The sequence below is a fragment of the Bacillus cereus group sp. RP43 genome (genome assembly GCF_040459645.1).
GTDB classification, from domain to species: domain Bacteria; phylum Bacillota; class Bacilli; order Bacillales; family Bacillaceae_G; genus Bacillus_A; species Bacillus_A mycoides_C.
This window is the reverse complement of record NZ_JARVHQ010000001.1, coordinates 2,261,340-2,279,474: the sequence shown is the minus strand read 5'-3', so window position 1 is coordinate 2,279,474 and position 18,135 is coordinate 2,261,340. Positions and strand designations below refer to the sequence as shown.

Sequence of the window (18,135 nt, the reverse complement as noted above, 5' to 3'; positions counted from 1 at the left end):
ACTCTGTTTAACCAATAAACAGAGTCCTTTTTTCATAGGATTCTTATTTAAACTCTCTTTATTTCGTACCACTTATCTAACAGCACCTTTTCTTTTTCAATTGAAATACCTGCCTTTAATTCCCTATCTTTCGTTTCTTTCATCCACTCATACACATCTGTAACTGTATCTTCTAAAGTGCTAAAAGCGAGCCCCTCTTTAACAGCGTTCTCGATACTAATAGAAAATCCACCTTTCCACGGCTTCGTTTCACCTTCTAATGAAAAAGTTTCCGGAAGCCATAATGGCATTTCTGTCCATGGCTGCACTTTATTCTCATTCATAAATGATTCATCGACCCAAACGAATTCAGCATGGCTATTCGTAACCTTTTTACACGTATTTAATAACTCCTCCATCGTCAATTCATCTTTCGGACCCGTTACATTAAATGTACCTACTTTATTGTTTTCTGCCATGTTTAATCCCCAGCTTGCAACATCTTTTATATCAACAAACTGCACTGGTCGATTTTTCCTGCCGGGAACTAATATATTGCCGCCCTTTGCTACGCGCTGAACCCAGTAAGGAAGTCTATCTGTATAATCAAACATTCCTGAAAGAAGTCCTGCTCTTACGTGTAAAACACGACCAGGCCAATACTTCTCTGCCTCTTTTTCACATAATACTTTTAGCGCACCGTAATACTCATATGGAGATATTTCTCCATTCTCTACAGCTTTTACCTTATCACTTGGTGGTTCAGGTAGTAATTTATAATCTTCTTTTATGTGATGCGGGATCCAATCTTTATATACGGAAACGCTTGAGATGAATGTATAATGCTTTATATTATCTTTAAGTACTTCTCCTACTTTCCTAATGTGATGAGGGGAAAATCCACACGTATCTATGACCATATCCCATTTTCGATTTTCTAAACTTGAAACATCATCATTTCTGTCACCGATTAACTGCTCTACGTCTGGAAAAATTTCTTTATTTGTTCCACGGTTGAATAATGTAACTTCATGCCCTCTGTTCAAAGCCTCTTCTACTAAAGCTCTTCCTAAAAAACGTGTACCACCTAGAATTAAAATCTTCATGTTTCTCCCCCATTCATGATTAAAAATCATCTCTATTGTTTAACGATTTTTTATTGTGGAAAGTTACGGGTGAATAATTTATTTTTCCACTACACTTTCAAGTCCATATACTAAAAAGAAACCATTTTAAAAAGTTAATCATCATGGTTTCTTAAATAGTAAGTAATTGTATTTTTATATGTACCTTAGCTGAATTGCTAACTCTCATTCTGTTCATTAATTCTTTAACTCTGCACAACTTCCCCATCAACTAACTCAATTATTCTATTACACTGATTCGCTACTTCAATATCATGCGTTACAATGATAATCGTTCTACCTTCTTCATTCAGTTGTAATAGCAGATTCATAATTTCTTCTCCCGTTTTCCTATCTAAATTTCCAGTCGGTTCATCGGCCAAAATTAATTCTGGTTCGCCTACTAACGCTCTTGCGATAGCTACCCGCTGTTGCTGACCACCTGATAGTTCATCGGGTGTTTTATGCATTTGTTCTTTTAAACCTACTTTTTCCAAATAGAACTTCGCCTTATTTTCTCTTTCCCGTTGCTTTAACTTTCTATATGTTAGCGGTAGTGCTACATTATCCAGTACAGTATGTTCTTTTAACAACGCGAAATATTGAAAAATAAACCCGATTATTTCATTTCTTGTTTTATGAACTCTATTCCTTCTTATTTCACTAAAACTTAATTCCCCTTTACTCGTAAGATGAATAGAATAGTAATATTTAAAGTAACCATTTTTACGCTCATAAAATTTCTCATCATAATAATCACGAGTAGATATAGCTATTAGTATCGGCAATATCGTTAATACAAATCCAATAAGTAACATAATGAATATTTTTCTGTTCACTGCTATTTCTTTTAATATTAGATTCATATATCCTCCGCATTTTTATTACCTTTTTAATGATTTTGATTATGTATAAATCTTTACTATGAAACTACTGAATGTATTTATTTTTTTAAGGTGAGTGAAATGGAAGAGGTTAAATTGATAATGTTCTTATTAGTGCTTTATATAGGCACATTGATTTAGTATTTTTATTATACATAGAAAACATAGGGCAAAATCAGGAGATGGAAAATTTCACATTACCAACACATCATTTACATTTAATTAATATTGGCTGTTTTCGTAAACATTGTTGTTTTTTATGAAATGAAATTTTCATGTAATTTGGTATATAATATATATAGAATTATTTTACAGATTAGTCGGAGGTGATTATATGAATTTGCTTAATATCTCTTTTGTAATGTTGATAGTAGCAGGATTATTATTAGTTGTTTATGGATTCGAGAAAAAATCCCAATTAACAATGCTCTTTGGTGGGATGGCTTTCTTAGCACCAATATTTTATTTCATTGGTTGGACTCCCCTTTTACCTTTTGTTGCTCCGATTGCATTGGTAATTTCATATCTTGGGAGGAACAAGGTAAAACCGCTTAAACATCCTCTTTAAAGGGTCTGTTTCTCTATGCATACCTTAATTTCAACTGGTCTATAGACTTCTGACACACTGAAATAAGCATTTGCTTTACTCTTTTATCAAATGCTAAGTCTTTGCCTATTTCGAGCCAACGGAACCAATAAAAAGCAGTTATCCCAATATAATAATTAACATATAATATAAAAATCTTATTTATAAAAGTAATGCTCCTACCAAATTAGCAGGAGCATTATTTTTTAACCTCTATTTATTTTTATACACTTGAATTGAAATAATCGAAATTAAACTGAGCAACCCCATGAATAAACAAATCGCACCTAGAATTGTATAAGAATTTCCGTATCCTTGTAATATAGCTACATATGTACCCGTATCCATATGACCGCCTTGCTCTGCAACAGCTTCACTTGCTGCCTTACTCCCCATTTCTGGTGTATTTATTAGTATATACACACCGATAATAGCTACTAAAGCTGAAATTATTTCCACAACATTAGACTTTGTCATCATACCCTCACCTTTCAAACAACGTCTTTTATCCATCTAGAGAAATCTCTTTCTATCTCTTACTTATACATAATAGCAAAAAAGACGTTATGAAATTCCAGTTCATACCATCTTTTTTTGCTAAAATTAATTATTTGTTTGTATACAAGAAAGAATATATTTCGAAATTAGCTCCCATCTATCCTTCGCTTCCGGTATAATCTCAGACGCAATTACCACCACCAATTCCTTCTCCGGTATACAACAAATTACATTTCCACCATCTCCCATTGCACAATATGAATAGACACCATCTTCTTCTCGTAACCACCATAAGTAACCGTATTGATTCGAATTCATTGCTGTTGATTCTTTTACCCATGATTTTGATAGAATTTGCTCTCCATTATGAATACCTTCGTTTAAATACAAACGTCCAAACTTAGCCATATCTCTAACCGTTAACGTCAGTCCCCAGCCGCCAGTTGTAATACCATTTGGATCGTGAACCCATCCTTTCACATCTTTTCCGAATAAGTCATCAAATCCAAATGCTTTCATATTGTAGTTTGGAATTTCTCTCATGCCAATAGGCTGGAATAGATGGTCGTTCGCAAATTCACGAGCACTTTTCCCTGTTACACTCGTAATAATTGCTGATAGTAAATGAGCTCCTGCAGATGAATATTTAAAAGCTCCAATTTGCCCGCCGTTCCCAATTCGATTAAGTGTATACTGCACCCAGTCCTGTTGTGTGCATAATTCTTCTAACGGTTCCTGCCAGTCCACATAAGGATATGGAGCTGTCATTGTAAGAAGATGTCCTACTGTTACCTCAGATTCCTTTAGATTATATTCTGGAAAAAGCTCTATTACTTTTTGATCAACATTTTTTATATAACCTTTATCTACACATATCCCAATTAATGCAGAGATTATCGTTTTTGTTACTGATGCTACATGATATGCATCATCTGGACCGTAACCATTATAATAATTTTCAAAAGTAACATTACCTTTCTGCATTACTAACATACCATTAATATTTTTATATTCTTCTTTTACAACACAATCTAACTGTTCAGCCGTTTTCATTCTTCTTCCCCCTTAATCTATGATTAAAAAGGTTCGATAGGTACATATATATCGACTATATGTTTATTTTCCGGATGCTGCCCTGCATCATTTCTATATACTTCAAAAGGATACGAATCTCTCGGTTTATATCCGCTATTCGGCAGCCATTCACCGTATAAAAAATCCCATGCTCCTTTATATTCATCTTGCGATATTTCAAAGTGTCCTACTGCATATTTCCCTGATGGTATTGTCATTAGTCCAATTTCGCTATTTCCTTCTTCTACTCCATCTGGAATTGTTATACATAGACTTGTTCTTAAATGATTGTCTTCTGTGAATTCATGATGATCGTGATAAATTGTTAATATCTTCGTATCCTCGAATACATGATAATTTTGCTCCATTGCGTAATGAAATAATTTTTCTATCATTTCCGGAAAAGCTTTAGCTAAGTCTTTATATGTACCTACATGTCTTATGTATGCGACGTTTACATTGTCCGCTGTTACAATTTCGACCTCTCCTCGAACCTTCTTACACTCATTGTATTGAGAACCTTGCCTAACGTCTTTGCAATTCTTGCTATTGTGATTTCTATAGTAAGACGGACTTACTCCATAATGACTTTTAAATGTTCGGGAGAAAACTGCTGAATCTGTGAAACCAAAATGGTAAGCAACATCTGTAATCGTCATATCTCGACGGTATGTAAGTAGATTTGTTGCTCTTTCTAGCTTTAAACGATTCACATACCGAGATAATGGCTCATCCATCATCCCTTTAAAAATTCTATGAAAATGAAATTTTGAAAAGCCTGCCACATTAGCTAAATCTTCAATGGAAAGTGAATCATTTATGTGTGATTCTATATAATCTTGCACTTTATAAATACGTCGTAAATACTCGTTTCTACTTTGAGAACTCTCCATGTTCTTTCCTCCTCACAACAAAAAGGCTAACCTCACGTTAGCCTACTTTACACATGTTTTAAAAATAAAACTCTACTCCCGCCGTTCCCATCATAATTTGTATGTACGGATACACCTTCTATTTCATCATCCCCAGCCTCAATTCGAAAACCAATTTCTTGATGAAATAGTATCGATTTTTTATTAACTGGTGATGTGATTGCTTTTACAACTTTACGATTATTTGCACGAGCAATATCAAAGAAATAAGAATACAATGTCGATGCGATTCCTCTTCTTCTATACTTTGGATTTACACCGATAAAATGTACATAAGCTTCCTCTTTATGTGTTTGTGAACAGAATCCACATAAGAAACCTAACGTTTCTTCCTCTTCTTCAATGATAAAACTCGTTTCTTGAAAGTGAACGAAGAACAATTTTGGCAACATATGAGCCATGTCTCTCCCGCCCCACCAATCATTTAAAACAGAATGAATCTTTTCATAATCTTCCCCTTGAATGTTTCTTACGCGCATGTATTTCTCCCTCTCACTCACTTCATTTTTTCATATATTTTAATGACGGTTTCTACTAGAAGGATGAACACCCAAATACCACAAAATACAAGAACAGATTGGAATATCGATCCAATTATCATAACACCAACTGCACCTGTTATTGAAAATGATATCCCACCAAGCCCTGGATCCTGTATAAGTGCTCCAGCAGAAAAAGTGGTTATAATAGATACTACTAGATAAATAACACTCATTATTTTTAATATTTTTATAGAAAGATACGAAGTTTGTTCTTTCTCCACTTGTGATAATTCGATTTCCCCACTCGCAATTCCTTTTTGCAGACAATCTTCGCATAAAAATTCTTCATTAATTTTTTTACCACCATGTATTGTCCCTGTTATTTTTTTACACCTTGAACATTTTCGATTTATCATTTTGTTATCACTCCAATCAACTATGATTATCTTAATATAATTCGACATTTACCTTATTATCCCTTTTATGTATTTTATAGAGAAAGGTCGTGTTTTATGATTTCGAAACTCACATTTGGTTATAAAAAACCTACTGTTCAGTATGTATTACGGCCAAGCTGTTATGCGGTTATTTTTGATCCAACTACTTCAAACATAGCTATCATTCAAAATGGAGAACGTTATTTTTTACCAGGTGGCGGTATGGAAGGTAATGAAACAAAAGAAAAATGTTTGCACCGTGAATTACTCGAGGAATTAGGATGGACAATTGAAATCGAACAGTATATCGGTAATGCAACGCGATATTTTTATGCGGAAAAGGAAGATACATATTATTTAAACGATGGGTTCTTTTACATTGCAAACATGGTACAGAAACAAACCGATAACTGTGAAGAAGATCATGTTTTAAAGTGGGTGTCCCCATTACATGCTGTAGAGCTTCTAATTCATAATCATCAAAAATGGGCTGTTGAACAAGCGCTTTTATTACGAAACAAAAAATGATCTCCTTCTATATGAAAGAGATCATTTTTACTGTTAACTTACTTTTTTCAAATTGAGAGCTGGCTTTTTGATTCCGCCTTTTTTTACAACATATAAACCGATAAAGATAATTAGACCGCCAACTAGTTGCATCATGTTTATTTGCTCTCCAATAGTTACAGCCGCAAAGATAACTGCGAACAATGGTACGAGATACATATAAACCATTACTTTCGTTGAGCCGATTTTACTAATACCGACATACCACATTGCAAGTCCAAAGATTGTCGCAAAGACGATTGAATATGCTAGTGATCCCCAGCTTGGCATGTCTACTGGCCACGTTAACGTATTTACGTTGAATAAACAATATACAACGAGTGGTACAATTCCAATTAAAGTAGACCATGATGTGACTCTCATTGCGGAGTATTTTGTAATAAGAGGCTGCGCTAATATTGGATACCATCCCCACGCAATCGCTGCGAGTAATCCAATTATATTTCCAAGCCATGCATACTCGTAAGTAGCTCCTCCTGTATGCCCTGTTAATAAAACGAATGCTGCACCAATAAATGCTACTATCGAACCAATTTGTACTTTCATCGAAAATCGTTCTTGTTTGTGTAATACTGCTAATATCCCTGTAAATATAGGTGACATCGCAATTAATAATGAGGCGTTCGTTGCTGAAGTATATTTCACAGATAGCATAAACATCGTTTGATACATTGTCGTTCCAACGATACCGACTGCTAATAATCGTAACCAATCTTTTTTTTCAATACGTAATGAGCGTTCCATTAAAAATGTAATAAGTAATAATACCGGTGATGCTACTAAAAATCGTAAACTATTAAATTGAATGGATGACATAAATGCCACGCCATACTTTCCAATTGTATAATTTGCTCCCCATACTAATGCAACTGATACTAGGAGCCACTCCATTTGCCATCGTTTCATCCGAATCTCCCCTTCCCTATTTAGCATAGTAAAATTGGCTGGATAAAACACCGTCCAATTGGCTGTTTTTTTACCCAGCCAATTTGTTATACTTGATGTAGTGAAAAGATACGGAGGCGTTTTTTATGGAATGGAAGCTAGATAGTGACAGTAAAATTCCTATTTATCAGCAAGTTGTTGACTTTATTGAAAGACGTATTACATACGGAGAGCTTCCTCCAGGTAGCTTCCTCCCTTCAGAACGAAAATTAGCTACGCAGTTAAATGTAAACCGAAGTACGGTAACGACTGCTTATAATGAACTGCGGGCTATGGGAATTGTAGAAAGTACGACTGGTAAAGGTACACGTGTGAGTACACATATGTGGGGTGTTTCTCCAACATTAACGCCGAACTGGAGAGGTTTCGTAGAAGGCGGGACTTTCTTACCAAACTTACCGTTACTTCGCCATATTCGGGCAGAAGTGCAGCAAAATGAAAACATTATTGATTTCGCAAACGGGGAGCTCGGTTGTAACCTCTATCCTCACGATCAACTACAAACGATTTTACGAGAACAACCGTTAACGCAGTCATTAAGTTACGATCATCCGCAAGGGTATCTACCGCTAAGACAAGCGGTAGTAAAATATATGAAAGAATATTTGAAGGTTGAAGCGACCGAACAGTCGATTATGATTACATCTGGCGCGCAGCAAGCACTTCACCTTATCGTACAATGTTTATTAAATCCAGGTGATGCAGTCGCTTTCGAAAGTCCTTCTCACTGCTATTCATTACCGTTATTCCAATCAGCAGGTATTCGTATTTTCCCATTACCTGTCGATGAGCATGGTATTAATCCGGATGATGTGCAAGAGTTATATAGAAAGCATCGTATTAAAATGATCTTTTTAAATCCAAATTTCCAAAACCCTACGGGAACGATGCTGCATCCAAACCGTAGAAAAAAACTTTTATCACTTTGCGCAGACTTACGAATTGCGATCGTTGAAGATGATCCATCTAGTTTACTTACGTTAGAAAATAAACAACCTTGCCCTACTTTGAAATCTATTGATGAAAATGGAACTGTCATATATGTACATTCCTTATCAAAAATGATTGCACCAGGGTTACGAGTCGGCTGGCTTGTCGCTCCGCAGTCAGTAGTAGAGCGATTATCCGATGCACGGCACCAAATGGAATTAGGTATGAGCATATTTCCCCAGTGGCTGATGCAACAATTTTTTGAAACTGTACCATTTCAGTCGCATATCGTACCGTTACGAAAACAACTGGCAGAAAAAAGAGATGTTATCGTCCGTGCTTTAAACGAGCAACTTCACGATAAAATCTCTTTTTCCAACCCGACCGGTGGTATATACATATGGGGGAAATTAAAAGAACCGATAAACGAAAAACAGCTTATTATGCAAAGTTTAAAACAAGAAATTGCTTTTATGCCAGGTAGTATTTTCGGCGCGAAAGATGGTTATATTCGTTTATCTTATGGAAAAGTGAATATTGATCAAATCGAGGAAGGTATTTCTCGTTTACGTGAGGCTATTTTGGTATGTGAAAAATGAGTAGCATCCTTAAATATCGTCAATAGAATTTAATTAATTTTTAACTAAGTACATAAACTAAAAACACTTTAGTTTATGTACTTGTATTGGTTCATTTTTTTATTTCAATAAAATATGTATCATAAGATTCTTTAAAAGTGTAGCCTAGCTTTTTTGCTAGTTCAACAGACTCAGAATTTGCTCCATCCCAACTAGGGTATTTCCCTCTATCTAGACAATCTAATATTAGTGCAGATGCTACAATTGTTGCTAAACCTTTCCTTCTATGTTCAGGATGACTAGCAATTTCAATCTCGATTCCATCATCATATACACTAAATGATGTTGCCGCAGAAACAACTTTTCCTTTATTTAAAATAGCATACCCTACGCCTCTATCAATAAAATCATCGATTGAATCAAACTGACTTATAAAATCTTCTGAGAGTGCATGGAATGACGAAGACTTTGCTATATTTTTGTCGACTCTTTTCATTTCGTAATCTTGAGGTAATGTAGACAATAGATCCCGTATGTATCCTTTATCTAAATCGTCAGGGTTCTTATTAAATCTGAATCTTTTAAACTTCTCAATTGATCCTTTATGTATAGCCTCTATCCGTTCTTTCCATTCATTCGAATCAACAATAGCGAGAGTAAAATCAGGAAGATTGTATAGTAACTCTTTCGCTTCTTCTACATTTGGATTCCCAGCATAAAACACAAAAATCCCTACAGTTATTTGAGCAACAGTTGGATTTTCAAGATTGTCTACCCATGCACTTCCCATATGCCCTTGTAGATATGAAAGTACAATAGTACTATCAAAATTATCAAACATCTCAACTAACTTTTCCCTTACATTGTTATCTGCTTTATAAATCATTCAATTCCTTCTTTCTGAAAATTTTTATTATTCCTTCAACTCTATGTTAGCATAATTTTTTAAAATATACAATTTTTGTAAGTTAAAATACAAAATCATCGTTTGACAAAACCTAAATCTACCATTATCATCAACTCGAACCTAGTTTTAGGAGTGATAAAATGAAAATTTACGTTGATGCAGATGCTTGTCCTGTAAAAGATGTGATTATTTCCGAAGCTACGAATGTAGAAATCCCTGTTATCCTCGTTACTAGCTTTTCTCATTATTCTAATGCAGAACAGCCAACAGGCGTAGAAACAATTTATGTTGATTCTGGAGCAGATGCTGCAGATTATCGGATTATGCAGTTAGCAAAAAAAGAAGATTTAATCGTAACACAAGATTACGGTCTTGCTTCACTCGCTTTAGCAAAAGGCTGTATCGTGCTACACCATAAAGGGTACAAGTATACAAATGAAAACATTGAACAACTATTACAAACACGGTATTTAAGTGCAATGGTTCGAAAGAGCGGTAAGCGTACAAAGGGACCAAAACCATTTACAGCAGAAGATAAAGAGAAATTTAGAGCGCTCTTTAAAAGTATGATTGCACTTTAGAAATGGATCTTCTATTTATAGGGAAAGCTTTATAAAAAAGAAGAGAATATCCAAATGAACATTCTCTTCTTGGGGTTTACCCGTTTAAAATGAAGGTAAATTATCTAAGTTATTTTCTTTTATTCCATCAGGTTCACTACGTATAATATCCCTACCATACTTATGAAATACGTCCACATGTGCTAACTTCCCTGATTTCGCTTCACTAAGAACAGTAATATAATCTAACTCTCTCCCGCTACTTGTTTTAAAAGCAATTAAATCCCCATCATCATTTTTACGAACGGCAATAATTTGTTCTGCTCCTGAATTGACTTCATGGTCTACTTCAAATTGAGCTTGCGCTTCTCCTTGATGTAAGTAATCATTATAAACTTTTTCAAAGTCTTTTTTGTCCATAAAACTCACCTCCAACACATTTTATTAGTATGGTTGGGAGGTGTTGGTTTTATGTAATTTGCTCTAAACTTTAGTATTTTTAAATGAAAACATAGTACCCTCACTATTTGATTGTAAAGTGTATTTTATATCGAACATCTTTGATATATCTTCAATATTTTTCAAACCAAGGCCCGTTCCTTTACTATTTATATCAAACCCAATCCCATTATCTCTAAAGGAAACAATATCTTTACCTATAATGATTTTGAGTTTTTTAGCTTTTGAATGTTTAATGACATTTTGAAAAATATTATCAAATAGCCTTTGAATCCATAACTCATTACTATTCCATATCAACTCTTTATCTTGTGGATTATATACTAATTCAATTTTATGAATGCTATACAAATAGCTCCATTTTTTAATCGTATTTTCTATTAAATTATGTATATTCACTTCATCATTCACAATATAAGTATCCTCTAAAGTTTCTGTAGATTGAATATTAAATTCGTTAGTTAGATCACTAATATATTGTATCTGTTTATACATTGATTCAAGTACTGTTGCTTGTTCTTCGTATTCGTCTTCTAAATAATATAATTGCAATCTAACAGCTGTTAAGGGTGTATTAATATCATGCCTTAATTTATTTAATAGTTCCTTTTTAATTTGTTCCTGTTGTTGTAGTTCTAATTCACGATAAGTCGTTCTTTCTATAAGCAAGTTTACTGACCTAATCAGTTCACCCATTTCATCCTCACTTTTAACATCTATTATATTAGGGATTTTTTTATCACTAGCTAAATCTCGAATCGTTTGATTTAATACATTAATTTTATTTAATACTGTGTTAATCGATTTTGAAAATACAAAAGCTAATACTAATAGTGATAATAAAAATATGATTAACATCGTAGGATATGCAAAGGATTCGTGAAAAGGAATGTTCTTATTCTTAGTTTTAAAGGCAGCATTATAAATAACTGATACAAAGATACTAATCGACAACAATAACAGTGGTACGCTAATAATAGCGGAGAATAGTAGTAACTGGTACTTTTTCTTTAAGTTCATTTCTTCGTATAGGTATTTAGTCTATACCCTTCTCCATATATGTTCTGAATAATATCACCTGTTTTATCATCAATTTTGGTCCTGATTTTCTTTATATGTACGTTCATGATATTTTGATTTCTATCTTCGAGTTGCCATAGGTAATCATAGAAGTGTTCTTTCGATAAAATTCTATCTCTATTTTCATATAAATAGAAGAATATCTTACGCTCAATTGCAGTAAAAGCAACTTCATCACGTAAACCATTAATGAAAACTCTTTTATATTCTGCATCTAAAAATAAATGTTTAATTTGCGTGAAAGTACCATATTGATTATCTAACATTTTCTGAATTCTTAACAATAATTCTCTAGGATCAAAGGGTTTTATCATGTATTCTTCTCCAATAGTTAAACCTTTTAGTTTACTATCAATATCATTCCGAGCTGATAGAAATATAATTGGAATATTTAATCCTAATTTTTTTATTTTCTTTGTAATTTGATAACCATCTTCACCTGGTAACATAACATCCATTATGACTAAATCTATTTCATGAATTACATCAAGAACTTTCCTTCCCTCTTTCTCCCAATACACATTATACTTCTCTCGCTGCAAAATTTTTTGTAATAAATCGCCTATAATTAAATCGTCTTCAACAATTAATATGTTATATACTTTCATTATGTAGACCTTTCATCGCTATAATAACAATAGCTTAGTTCTTAACTACTTTATTATTAATAAAATCCATAGCAAATACATATATTTTATCAGGAGCGTATAAATAAATACTATGTGTACCTTCAATTATTTTCACATCAGCTATTAATAACTTGCTAGCAAACTCCTTATAATCTTCGTTTTTTTGCTTTGTATACTTCGAATCTTTATATTGCCTAGCAATCGCATCTATAAATAAAATAGGTGTTTCTTTTGGGATTGATAAGGAATTTGATTTTTTACCGTTATTGTAGCTTTGTAAAAGCTCTTGCTTCATATCATCATTAAAAGCCTTCTTATACGTAAGCGCTTTATAAACATCTTTTTCCTGTTCGTTTAAAAAGGATTGCCGAATGACCTCGGGATTATAAGTGATAGAGGGAACTAATCTCTGAAAACCAATTTTCGTTAAAATATTCATCCCTTTTATTTTTAATGAATCAACCATGCCTATTTTATGAGTTACGTACTGTTTAGGTAAACCAATATCTAACGCAATAATCCCTTTTACTTCACTTGGATATTTTTGTGCCCAATAAATAGCCTCTATTCCCGATAGAGAGTGTGGTACTAAAATGTATGGTGGTTTATTTCCACTTTGAATAAGTGCTTCTCTCGTTTGTTCTAGTATCGTATCAATATCTCTATCATCTTGAAAAACATCACTGTATCCATAACCAGCTCTCTCAATTACAGAAATCTTGTTTTCTTTCGAAAATTCACTATATAAGCCTTTCAATTCATAAATAGGAGCGGCAATTCCAGATCCGGCCATAAATACAAACGTATCCTTCCCGCTCCCCTCGTTATAAACATTCACTTTTTTATTATTGAAATTAACAAATTCACCTTCATTATTTATTAATTTCGATTCCATTCTTAATTGATAGTTATGATATACAAATACAGCGCCTGTTCCAAGGAAAATAATGCTACTACACACAAAAAATATAATCTTTACTATCTTCAATAATTTTTTCATTTGACACCCCTTTCAGCCCATACTGAAAGGGTACAATGTAAAAATAAATTTCTAATAAATTTTTCAAAATTAATATTTTCTCTTTGTTTCTAAGTATGAATTTCTTTTAAAATTTCCAATTCAAATGCCTTTTTTAATACCTACGCAAATCCTTCAAAGTCTCCAATATATCATCTGTAAAGGCAGTAGCACCCTCATTCTCTAAAGCTGTAAAATATAAACTTCTTAAGAAAGCTCTAATATTTTGTACTAAAATAGCATGCTGAGGATGTCGGATGTCTTCAACAATTGCTATACTATGTAGCCAGTTGCTCCACTCTTCTTCAGTTAAAAGATTTTGATTACGTAACGACATAATTGGCGTTACTAATCTCTCATCCTCAAAGTGTATGTATACGTAGTCATTCATACGAACTTTTTGACGAACAGCAGCTAGTATTGCATATGAAAACTCGCGATTTTGTATTGTACGTGCTAAAGCATCTAGTGCATCTGCCGCATGTGCAGTAGAATGTGCCCAGCCTTTTCCTTCTACGTAACCCCTTACATCTTCTTCTAAATAGACATATTCCAGAACTTGTTCTGCCACACTATACAGCTGTTCTTCAGATAACAGCGGTTCTCTTTCATGAACAGATAAAATAAGCGGCGGAATTAATACGGAGAACGCACGTTTAAATACAGAATCTGTTCCCTTTTCACCAATTTTATAAAATAAATAATCAGGACTAATCGCTTGTAACATTAATCCTCGTAATTCTTTTTGTCTAAATACATCATTTGTAATCCATGTGTGAAGCGTACTATATATCAAATCATCACGTAATTCAGCATCAGGTGATCCGATATAATCTAGCATCCACTGTGCATATGGATATGCGTCTACGTCTTCTGGCACAGCATAATTATTATTTTTAATTTGTTGTAATTCTTCTTTTAATTCTAGTACTTCTGTCATTATATTTCCTATCCCCTTTTTAAAGATTTTTTTATATTTCCCCTTTTACCTTATCTCCCTGCAATTCAATTCATTTCATAAAATTAAGTAGATTTCTAAAATCGTTTTCACTAAGTATCTATCCTTCTATGAAATTGATTCAATTATATAAAATTTCTCCCGAGAAATAAAAGGAAATACATTGGAACACCAAAGCTTCTCACTTTGTTTACATGCATTTCATGTAAGTTTAGGTTATAAAATAAATTATGTTTTTTCATTTGTATTCAAACGTAGTTACAATCAAAATTCAAATCATTTTAGAACTTGTTTAATAAATTCTGTTTTAGCTTTTGTATATGCTTCTCTATCTTGGTTAAACTTTTTTGCTAACTCTTGCTTTAGATTTGAATAATCATAAACTAATTGTGTATTTTCTCGTAAGCGGTTACGAAATAAAAGTTGTTGCTCCCATCGCTCAGTTCCTTTAACCATCAAATGCAGATGAGCTACACGCCTATTATTCTTTACTTTCACAAAGAACCTTCTCCAAGGTCTTTCATCTACTTCTGGGCTTACATAATGCCAGTCATATATAGCCAATTTAGCTGAAATATCTACTACTCTATCAAATGATTCTGTTTCAGCCATTAGGTCAATGATAGGTTTTGCAGGTAAACCAGGTATGGATGTACTTCCTATATGTATTACCTTACTTATACCGAGAGGAGTAAGCAGTTCATAAAGTTGCTGTTCTTCACATCTTCCTTTATCTTGCCAATCAGGATTTGCATTAACTATCTCTACTGACTCATTCGCCCATAAAGGCCAATCATTTGGATTATTTTTTTTATCCATCCAAAACATCTCCTTTCACAAATTATAACACTATTTTTTATGTTGAAATTCCATGTTTATAGAGACAAATTATTTCAGTTCATTATTTTAACTCATTCAAAACTGCAATGATTTTTATTACATCTATATTTGGTAGAGTTTCAAGCATAGATAGCTACCCCCTTTCTACCTTTTTATTCTGCTATATAAACGATTTTATATTCCTTTAAATACAACTTCTGGATTCTCAAAATCACTATTAGAAAATACAACATCCGCACACTCTTTCGGATTATGCTCGTCTATATATATCCGGCAAGCTGCATGATACCTGTTCAAAAACATCTTCTCTGCTTCTTCATAACTTCCAAAAGCTTCAGTCTCTCGCTTTGCACCACGTTTTCTCGCAATCTCAAAATCTGTATCTACAAAAATTTTATAATCAAATAGATGTGCAATGTCTTTTTTCAATAGAAATGTTCCATCTACTATTAATACCATATTTTGAGAGGCCACTAGCGGCTCATTATGTACAAGGATGTCCGTTATTAAGTTATGAGATATCGTTTCATAATGTGAATTCCCATTAGGTCCTAAAGGCTTCAATAATCTTTCTTTAAAAGCTGAATAATCATGTGCATCTTCATAATATCCTCTTGCAGACTCTTTTCCTTGTGCATAACGAATCACTCTCGGGTTATGAAAATCGTCAATGCTTGCGCGTGTTGCTTGTACTCCTCGTTTTTTCATTTCCTCTGCCAGCTCATTTGCAAATGTTGTCTTTCCTGAAGCTGTAATACCGCTTACTCCAACTCGTATTGAATGGGTTAAGTTTAACCTTAAAATATGATTAGCAATTTCTTTCATACATTGTTTTCGGTGCATGATATTACCTCCCACAACAAGTTTACATAATATAATTATAATAAATGATTTTACCACTATTTGTTGGTAAGTCCATATCCTTTGTCGAATCGTTGATATATTTTTTTGTTTTATATTTTCCTTACTTCCCCTTAAACCCTCGATACAATGCAGTCCGTAATTCTTGTTTGTATTCCTCAATTTCTGGCATATCCAACTCTTCAGCTAATCGGATGGCTAATTCAATATCATATGGTACTCGTACGAGTTGAATGGAAAAGCTCGCTGCTTCTTTTTCATTGTAAGTTCCTTCAAAGATTAAATAGGAGGCTTGTGTAATTTCAAGTGGGTTTCCTACACTACCAGCATTACATAACGTTTTCCCTCTAAAATTTTGAACGAACGCTTGGTGAACGTCACCATAACAAACGACATCTGGTTTTCTTTCCCCTTCTATATTCTCTGTGAGCTCACTATTTTCGAACATACTAATACGCTCTTCTCTTGAGGCATGCGGTTGTATTCTTTCATATAAACTTCTTGGTGAAGCGTGGAACATACGAATCAGTTTGCCGCTCATAAAAAATTCCATTGAAAATGGTAAACTTCTTAAATAATCATTTTGTTCTTCTGATAATTGTTTTTGATGCCATTTTAACGCTTCAAATTCAGTCGGCTTTGTAATGAAATCATCCCAATTCCCCATTACAACTCCTTCACATTCTTTACGAACGATTTCAATTACTTCGCTAGAATGAGGACCTTTCCCTACTAAATCTCCAAGACAAATAATGCGCTCGATTCCTCTTAATTTAATATCTTTCAGCACAGATTCTAGTGCCGGAATATTACCATGAATATCTGAAATTACTGCTATTTTATCCAAATGAATCCCTCCATTATTTATTTTTCATTATATCCATATGATAGGATTGATACCATCTTGGAACATAGGACGAAAAATGAGTATGTTCTTCTAAAATTCCATTAAGTCTTTCCTTCATATCATCTACTAAATGTGGCGTGCTTCGGTTTGTCCAAACGATGTCCGCTGGGAACGTCATTGCTGCATATAATGAATACAGTTGCCAAAAATGGAGCGACGGATCGCCTCCGCAATAACCATGAACTTGTCCAACCGCAAATGGTTTGCTTATTCTTGTAGTAAAAATCGCTACGTTATAAAAATCATGTATGGGATCACCAAAATCATATCCCCCAAAATCGATAACGATAAACTCCTTGTTATGAATCATACTATTTGCTGGATGGAAGTCATCGTGTAAAAATGTGATTGGACGATTTTTTAATAAGTCTTTATGGTTTTCTACAAAGGTTAATACTGGTTTCAAATCCAGAAAATTCACCTCGTAATCTGCTAGTGCCTCTATGTATCTTTCGTATTTATTCCATCTAAATGTTTCCCATTTATTACTTGCACTTTCTCTTTCAATTGAGTGAATTCTCTTTAATACTTCTCCTGCTTTTCTTCCTGCATCATACTGTTCTTCCACCGATAACTTCCGTAAGCTCTCTTCACCATTTATTCCGTCAATCCATTCAAATACTTGAACACATTTATTTAATTCTTCAAGTTTTATGAAATGAATTAACTTGGGCGTTGGAATATGTAATAACTCTAATTGTTTCATATACGTATATTCTTCTTGTTTTCGTTCAAAATTAGCAGAATCACACACTTTTACAAAATACGTTTCTCGATTCTCTAGTTCAATTTTATATTTCTCCTCATGCGAAAAACCTTTTGTAATGGCTGTACATTTTATAATACAGGGCCACTCTAGTCCTCTTTCTATCTCTCTTACTATTCCTTCCAAAACATCTC

The 18,135-nt window shown here is 33.6% G+C and carries 22 protein-coding genes and 1 pseudogene; 4 read left to right on the top strand and 19 right to left on the bottom strand.

All coding sequences use genetic code 11. From position 1 onward, the window contains the following. Positions 1-47: 47 nt before the first annotated feature. Positions 48-1,085 (bottom strand): SDR family oxidoreductase, encoded by a 1,038-nt coding sequence (locus QCI75_RS11990; RefSeq protein ID WP_144505501.1) that lies wholly within the window; start codon positions 1,083-1,085, stop codon positions 48-50. A gap of 224 nt (positions 1,086-1,309) precedes the next feature. Then, positions 1,310-1,969: an ABC transporter ATP-binding protein gene (locus tag QCI75_RS11985; protein ID WP_337692280.1), complete on the bottom strand. Its 660-nt coding sequence runs from the start codon at positions 1,967-1,969 to the stop codon at positions 1,310-1,312. Positions 1,970-2,321: 352 nt separating this feature from the next. On the opposite strand from QCI75_RS11985, the gene QCI75_RS11980 reads away from it, so the two are divergent. Continuing rightward, entirely contained in the window at positions 2,322-2,555 is a 234-nt protein-coding gene (locus tag QCI75_RS11980) for a hypothetical protein (protein WP_144505500.1), read from the top strand. A 13-nt stretch (positions 2,556-2,568) separates the two neighbouring features. Here QCI75_RS11980 and QCI75_RS11975 read toward each other — a convergent pair. The 6 genes and pseudogenes from QCI75_RS11975 to QCI75_RS11950 form a co-directional block, all read right to left on the bottom strand. Further along, positions 2,569-2,685, bottom strand: a pseudogene (locus tag QCI75_RS11975) (IS1595 family transposase); the annotation flags it as partial. Positions 2,686-2,786: 101 nt separating this feature from the next. After that, the gene (locus tag QCI75_RS11970) at positions 2,787-3,086 is read right to left on the bottom strand and encodes a hypothetical protein (RefSeq protein WP_144505499.1); all 300 of its coding nucleotides are present in this window, start codon (positions 3,084-3,086) and stop codon (positions 2,787-2,789) included. A 90-nt stretch (positions 3,087-3,176) separates the two neighbouring features. After that, positions 3,177-4,124, bottom strand: a complete 948-nt coding sequence (locus QCI75_RS11965) for a serine hydrolase domain-containing protein (RefSeq protein ID WP_144505498.1) — start codon at positions 4,122-4,124, stop codon at positions 3,177-3,179. 23 nt (positions 4,125-4,147) lie between these two features. After that, the gene (locus tag QCI75_RS11960) at positions 4,148-5,038 is read right to left on the bottom strand and encodes an AraC family transcriptional regulator (RefSeq protein WP_353760538.1); all 891 of its coding nucleotides are present in this window, start codon (positions 5,036-5,038) and stop codon (positions 4,148-4,150) included. A gap of 47 nt (positions 5,039-5,085) precedes the next feature. Then, a complete protein-coding gene (locus QCI75_RS11955) occupies positions 5,086-5,556 on the bottom strand; it encodes a GNAT family N-acetyltransferase (protein ID WP_144505496.1) in 471 nt (156 codons plus the stop codon). A gap of 17 nt (positions 5,557-5,573) precedes the next feature. Continuing rightward, positions 5,574-5,975, bottom strand: coding sequence for a DUF3980 domain-containing protein (locus tag QCI75_RS11950; RefSeq protein ID WP_144505495.1), 402 nt, complete (start codon positions 5,973-5,975; stop codon positions 5,574-5,576). A 96-nt stretch (positions 5,976-6,071) separates the two neighbouring features. Between QCI75_RS11950 and QCI75_RS11945 the strand changes: the two genes are divergently transcribed. Next, positions 6,072-6,524 (top strand): NUDIX hydrolase, encoded by a 453-nt coding sequence (locus QCI75_RS11945; RefSeq protein WP_353760537.1) that lies wholly within the window; start codon positions 6,072-6,074, stop codon positions 6,522-6,524. A 33-nt stretch (positions 6,525-6,557) separates the two neighbouring features. Here QCI75_RS11945 and QCI75_RS11940 read toward each other — a convergent pair whose 3' ends face one another. Then, positions 6,558-7,469 carry a DMT family transporter gene (locus tag QCI75_RS11940; protein ID WP_353760536.1) on the bottom strand — a complete coding sequence of 304 codons (912 nt, stop codon included), beginning with the start codon at positions 7,467-7,469 and terminating at the stop codon, positions 6,558-6,560. A 125-nt stretch (positions 7,470-7,594) separates the two neighbouring features. On the opposite strand from QCI75_RS11940, the gene pdxR reads away from it, so the two are divergent. Beyond that, positions 7,595-9,037: a MocR-like pyridoxine biosynthesis transcription factor PdxR gene (pdxR, locus tag QCI75_RS11935; protein WP_144505492.1), complete on the top strand. Its 1,443-nt coding sequence runs from the start codon at positions 7,595-7,597 to the stop codon at positions 9,035-9,037. A gap of 91 nt (positions 9,038-9,128) precedes the next feature. Here pdxR and QCI75_RS11930 read toward each other — a convergent pair whose 3' ends face one another. Continuing rightward, positions 9,129-9,902 (bottom strand): GNAT family N-acetyltransferase, encoded by a 774-nt coding sequence (locus tag QCI75_RS11930; RefSeq protein WP_002146926.1) that lies wholly within the window; start codon positions 9,900-9,902, stop codon positions 9,129-9,131. A 161-nt stretch (positions 9,903-10,063) separates the two neighbouring features. Here QCI75_RS11930 and QCI75_RS11925 point away from each other — a divergent pair, with 161 nt between their 5' ends. Next, positions 10,064-10,504 (top strand): YaiI/YqxD family protein, encoded by a 441-nt coding sequence (locus QCI75_RS11925; protein ID WP_144505490.1) that lies wholly within the window; start codon positions 10,064-10,066, stop codon positions 10,502-10,504. Between the two features lie 84 nt (positions 10,505-10,588). Here the strand turns inward: QCI75_RS11925 and QCI75_RS11920 are convergent, their stop codons facing one another. From QCI75_RS11920 to QCI75_RS11880, 9 genes are all read right to left on the bottom strand, one after another. Further along, on the bottom strand, positions 10,589-10,903 hold the full coding sequence (locus QCI75_RS11920; protein WP_353760535.1) for a DUF3892 domain-containing protein: 315 nt from the start codon (positions 10,901-10,903) through the stop codon (positions 10,589-10,591). 63 nt (positions 10,904-10,966) lie between these two features. Further along, positions 10,967-11,962: a sensor histidine kinase gene (locus QCI75_RS11915; protein ID WP_353760534.1), complete on the bottom strand. Its 996-nt coding sequence runs from the start codon at positions 11,960-11,962 to the stop codon at positions 10,967-10,969. After that, on the bottom strand, positions 11,959-12,630 hold the full coding sequence (locus QCI75_RS11910) for a response regulator transcription factor (RefSeq protein WP_098080631.1): 672 nt from the start codon (positions 12,628-12,630) through the stop codon (positions 11,959-11,961). Before QCI75_RS11910 ends, QCI75_RS11915 begins: the two co-directional genes overlap by 4 nt. 34 nt (positions 12,631-12,664) lie before the next feature. Then, positions 12,665-13,651 (bottom strand): alpha/beta fold hydrolase, encoded by a 987-nt coding sequence (locus QCI75_RS11905; protein ID WP_144505488.1) that lies wholly within the window; start codon positions 13,649-13,651, stop codon positions 12,665-12,667. A gap of 133 nt (positions 13,652-13,784) precedes the next feature. Further along, positions 13,785-14,609, bottom strand: a complete 825-nt coding sequence (locus QCI75_RS11900) for a DUF2785 domain-containing protein (RefSeq protein ID WP_144505487.1) — start codon at positions 14,607-14,609, stop codon at positions 13,785-13,787. 294 nt (positions 14,610-14,903) lie between these two features. Next, positions 14,904-15,446, bottom strand: a complete 543-nt coding sequence (locus QCI75_RS11895) for a GrpB family protein (RefSeq protein WP_144505486.1) — start codon at positions 15,444-15,446, stop codon at positions 14,904-14,906. Positions 15,447-15,641: 195 nt separating this feature from the next. Next, complete coding sequence (locus QCI75_RS11890) at positions 15,642-16,310, bottom strand: nucleoside/nucleotide kinase family protein (RefSeq protein ID WP_144505485.1); 669 nt, start codon at positions 16,308-16,310, stop codon at positions 15,642-15,644. Between the two features lie 121 nt (positions 16,311-16,431). Beyond that, complete coding sequence (locus QCI75_RS11885; protein WP_144505484.1) at positions 16,432-17,175, bottom strand: metallophosphoesterase family protein; 744 nt, start codon at positions 17,173-17,175, stop codon at positions 16,432-16,434. Positions 17,176-17,188: 13 nt separating this feature from the next. Continuing rightward, on the bottom strand, positions 17,189-18,127 hold the full coding sequence (locus tag QCI75_RS11880; RefSeq protein WP_144505483.1) for an aminoglycoside phosphotransferase family protein: 939 nt from the start codon (positions 18,125-18,127) through the stop codon (positions 17,189-17,191). Positions 18,128-18,135 lie beyond the last annotated feature (8 nt).

What these genes read in the sequence shown, in the direction of transcription:
- QCI75_RS11990 (WP_144505501.1), bottom strand. Translation starts at nt 1,085, where the DNA reads ATGAAGATTTTAATTCTAGGTGGTACACGTTTTTTAGGAAGAGCTTTA.
- QCI75_RS11985 (WP_337692280.1), bottom strand. Translation starts at nt 1,969, where the DNA reads ATGAATCTAATATTAAAAGAAATAGCAGTGAACAGAAAAATATTCATT.
- QCI75_RS11980 (WP_144505500.1), top strand. Translation starts at nt 2,322, where the DNA reads ATGAATTTGCTTAATATCTCTTTTGTAATGTTGATAGTAGCAGGATTA.
- QCI75_RS11970 (WP_144505499.1), bottom strand. Translation starts at nt 3,086, where the DNA reads ATGGATAAAAGACGTTGTTTGAAAGGTGAGGGTATGATGACAAAGTCT.
- QCI75_RS11965 (WP_144505498.1), bottom strand. Translation starts at nt 4,124, where the DNA reads ATGAAAACGGCTGAACAGTTAGATTGTGTTGTAAAAGAAGAATATAAA.
- QCI75_RS11960 (WP_353760538.1), bottom strand. Translation starts at nt 5,038, where the DNA reads ATGGAGAGTTCTCAAAGTAGAAACGAGTATTTACGACGTATTTATAAA.
- QCI75_RS11955 (WP_144505496.1), bottom strand. Translation starts at nt 5,556, where the DNA reads ATGCGCGTAAGAAACATTCAAGGGGAAGATTATGAAAAGATTCATTCT.
- QCI75_RS11950 (WP_144505495.1), bottom strand. Translation starts at nt 5,975, where the DNA reads ATGATAAATCGAAAATGTTCAAGGTGTAAAAAAATAACAGGGACAATA.
- QCI75_RS11945 (WP_353760537.1), top strand. Translation starts at nt 6,072, where the DNA reads ATGATTTCGAAACTCACATTTGGTTATAAAAAACCTACTGTTCAGTAT.
- QCI75_RS11940 (WP_353760536.1), bottom strand. Translation starts at nt 7,469, where the DNA reads ATGAAACGATGGCAAATGGAGTGGCTCCTAGTATCAGTTGCATTAGTA.
- pdxR (WP_144505492.1), top strand. Translation starts at nt 7,595, where the DNA reads ATGGAATGGAAGCTAGATAGTGACAGTAAAATTCCTATTTATCAGCAA.
- QCI75_RS11930 (WP_002146926.1), bottom strand. Translation starts at nt 9,902, where the DNA reads ATGATTTATAAAGCAGATAACAATGTAAGGGAAAAGTTAGTTGAGATG.
- QCI75_RS11925 (WP_144505490.1), top strand. Translation starts at nt 10,064, where the DNA reads ATGAAAATTTACGTTGATGCAGATGCTTGTCCTGTAAAAGATGTGATT.
- QCI75_RS11920 (WP_353760535.1), bottom strand. Translation starts at nt 10,903, where the DNA reads ATGGACAAAAAAGACTTTGAAAAAGTTTATAATGATTACTTACATCAA.
- QCI75_RS11915 (WP_353760534.1), bottom strand. Translation starts at nt 11,962, where the DNA reads ATGAACTTAAAGAAAAAGTACCAGTTACTACTATTCTCCGCTATTATT.
- QCI75_RS11910 (WP_098080631.1), bottom strand. Translation starts at nt 12,630, where the DNA reads ATGAAAGTATATAACATATTAATTGTTGAAGACGATTTAATTATAGGC.
- QCI75_RS11905 (WP_144505488.1), bottom strand. Translation starts at nt 13,651, where the DNA reads ATGAAAAAATTATTGAAGATAGTAAAGATTATATTTTTTGTGTGTAGT.
- QCI75_RS11900 (WP_144505487.1), bottom strand. Translation starts at nt 14,609, where the DNA reads ATGACAGAAGTACTAGAATTAAAAGAAGAATTACAACAAATTAAAAAT.
- QCI75_RS11895 (WP_144505486.1), bottom strand. Translation starts at nt 15,446, where the DNA reads ATGGATAAAAAAAATAATCCAAATGATTGGCCTTTATGGGCGAATGAG.
- QCI75_RS11890 (WP_144505485.1), bottom strand. Translation starts at nt 16,310, where the DNA reads ATGCACCGAAAACAATGTATGAAAGAAATTGCTAATCATATTTTAAGG.